Origin of the sequence: Chromohalobacter sp. 296-RDG, assembly GCF_029889885.1 — a bacterium.
Taxonomy (GTDB): Bacteria; Pseudomonadota; Gammaproteobacteria; order Pseudomonadales; family Halomonadaceae; genus Chromohalobacter.
Genome location: NZ_JARANY010000163.1, coordinates 1 through 1868 on the forward strand (window position 1 = coordinate 1; position 1868 = coordinate 1868).

Genomic DNA, 1868 nt, shown 5'->3' on the forward strand with positions numbered 1-1868 from the left:
CCCTGGCGGCCATTTACGATCAGCTTCCCCCGACCCTGAATCTGGAAAATGCCGACGAGGATCTAAGCGACTTGGACTTCGTCTCGGGCGAGGCACGCGAGCACCGCAGCCAGCACGTACTGTGCAACGGCTTCGGCTTTGGCGGGGTGAATGCCGCACTGATCGTCAGCAAGGTGTAGACACTGTCTGAAAAGTACTGCGCTCCGACAAGCCACCACCACCACTTCGGCGCAGCGGTGGTGGCTGGAAACCGCTAGCTGTGGCAGAGAGAAAGCCCAGCCCGTGTAACGACTAGGGCGTGTCTCCTACCTTACCTTTTTGCGCTGGCCAGGGCGGCCCCGAAGCACATGAAGGTCGCACCACCGATGCGATTGACGACGCGCGCCCCCGTTGGCGAGCGGAACCACCCCTTCGCCTGTTGGCCGAAGAACGCATACAGGCAATGAATCACTATCACCAGCGTACTGTACGTCAGCACCAGCAGCGTGAACTGTGCGGTGAAGTTCCACTGTGGATTGATGAACTGGGGAAAGACCGAGAGAAAGAAAAACACGGCCTTGGGGTTGGTCAGTTGTATTGTAAGCCCTTCGAGAAAGCGGCGGCGAAAGCCTAGCGATTGCGTGGGCCGTTCAGCGAACGTAAGCGACGGAGAGCGCCAAAGACGGATCCCCAGATAGAACAGATAAGCGGCGCCGAGGAGTTTCAACGCCGTAAAGGCAACCGCCGAGGTCGCCAATATCACACCGACACTCGAGGCGGAGATGCTCGCAACGAGCAGAGTGCCAAAGGCAATACCGAATATTCCGCCGAGACTCCCCATGAAGCCATACCGCAGCGCGTTGCTTAGGGTCATTACGACACCCGGCCCTGGGCTAAGCACTGTCAGCGTTGCCATTATCAGGAACAGCCAGTACAGGTCCATCTCAAATCCTCGCTAGACACTGCTCTCGCAATACTTCGCCAGTCGGAGAGGGTTGGACGCCCACGTAGAGCGCCGTTGGCGTCCCGTTGACCGCCTTGTTAGGGCCCTTGAATCGGGCTAGCATAATCGTATTACCACTCGCGGAGGCACCATGAATACGGAAACATTAGACCACCTACGCTCCCAGATTTCGACGCTCTCCGAGTCGGAACGTGCAGCGCTGGCTCGCGAGCTGATAATGAGCCTGGACGGTCCCCGTGACGACTCTGTCGAGCAAGCCTGGAACGATGAAATCGTTCGCCGTGCTTCCAGGGTCAAAAGCGGAGAAGCGACACTTATCAACCGTGAAGAATTCCGATCCAAGATGCGGGCGAGATTAGGCCAGTAATAGTGAGAACGGTACGGATACTGGAAGATGCCTCGCAGGAAGCGATAGAGGCTGCAGCATGGTACGAATATGAGCAGCCTGGACTCGGAACCAAGTTTTTTGCTGCCGTTGACGCCGCCATCGACGTTATTGAAGAAAACCTTATCCCGCTAGCACCTCTGCCCGAAGAAGCCGGCAATATCCGTGCAAAACGATTGATCCTGAAACGCTTCCCGTACGACATAGTTGTGATTGAGTTGCCAGAAGAAACAGTCGTAATCGCCGTCGCCCACCACTCTCGCAAGCCTGGCTATTGGTTGGAACGAGATAAGCTCTAACCTGACTTTCCAACACGGCACGCCTACAAAAATGCCGCTTCCCGGGGAAGCGGCAAAGGTTGAGTCGGACGCGACTCAGTTTCGTGGATGGCGGTTACTGACTACAGCCCTCTCTCAATACAGCCCCATGGGGTCGTCGCTGTAGGAGACCAGTACGCATTTCACCTGCTGGTAGTGATCGAGCATCAGTTTGTGGGTCTCGCGGCCGATGCCGGACTTCTTGTAGCCCCCAAAGGCGGCG

Annotated in this window: 4 protein-coding genes; 2 read left to right on the plus strand and 2 right to left on the minus strand. The window is 56.9% G+C overall.

Going from position 1 to position 1868, the window contains the following annotated elements; all coding sequences use genetic code 11:
- Positions 1-310 precede the first annotated feature (310 nt).
- A complete protein-coding gene (locus OP495_RS17460) occupies positions 311-922 on the minus strand; it encodes a LysE family translocator (protein WP_280571026.1) in 612 nt (203 codons plus the stop codon).
- A 151-nt stretch (positions 923-1073) separates the two neighbouring features.
- On the opposite strand from OP495_RS17460, the gene OP495_RS17465 reads away from it, so the two are divergent.
- Together OP495_RS17465 and OP495_RS17470 are read left to right on the plus strand one after the other, a co-directional pair.
- Positions 1074-1310, plus strand: a complete 237-nt coding sequence (locus OP495_RS17465; RefSeq protein ID WP_280571027.1) for an addiction module protein — start codon at positions 1074-1076, stop codon at positions 1308-1310.
- A 2-nt stretch (positions 1311-1312) separates the two neighbouring features.
- The gene (locus tag OP495_RS17470) at positions 1313-1627 is read left to right on the plus strand and encodes a type II toxin-antitoxin system RelE/ParE family toxin (RefSeq protein ID WP_280571028.1); all 315 of its coding nucleotides are present in this window, start codon (positions 1313-1315) and stop codon (positions 1625-1627) included.
- 114 nt (positions 1628-1741) lie between these two features.
- On the opposite strand, the gene OP495_RS17475 is transcribed toward OP495_RS17470, so the two are convergent.
- Positions 1742-1868, minus strand: a 127-nt coding sequence (locus tag OP495_RS17475; protein WP_280571029.1) for an aldehyde dehydrogenase family protein, incomplete at its 5' end; no start/stop codon positions are given.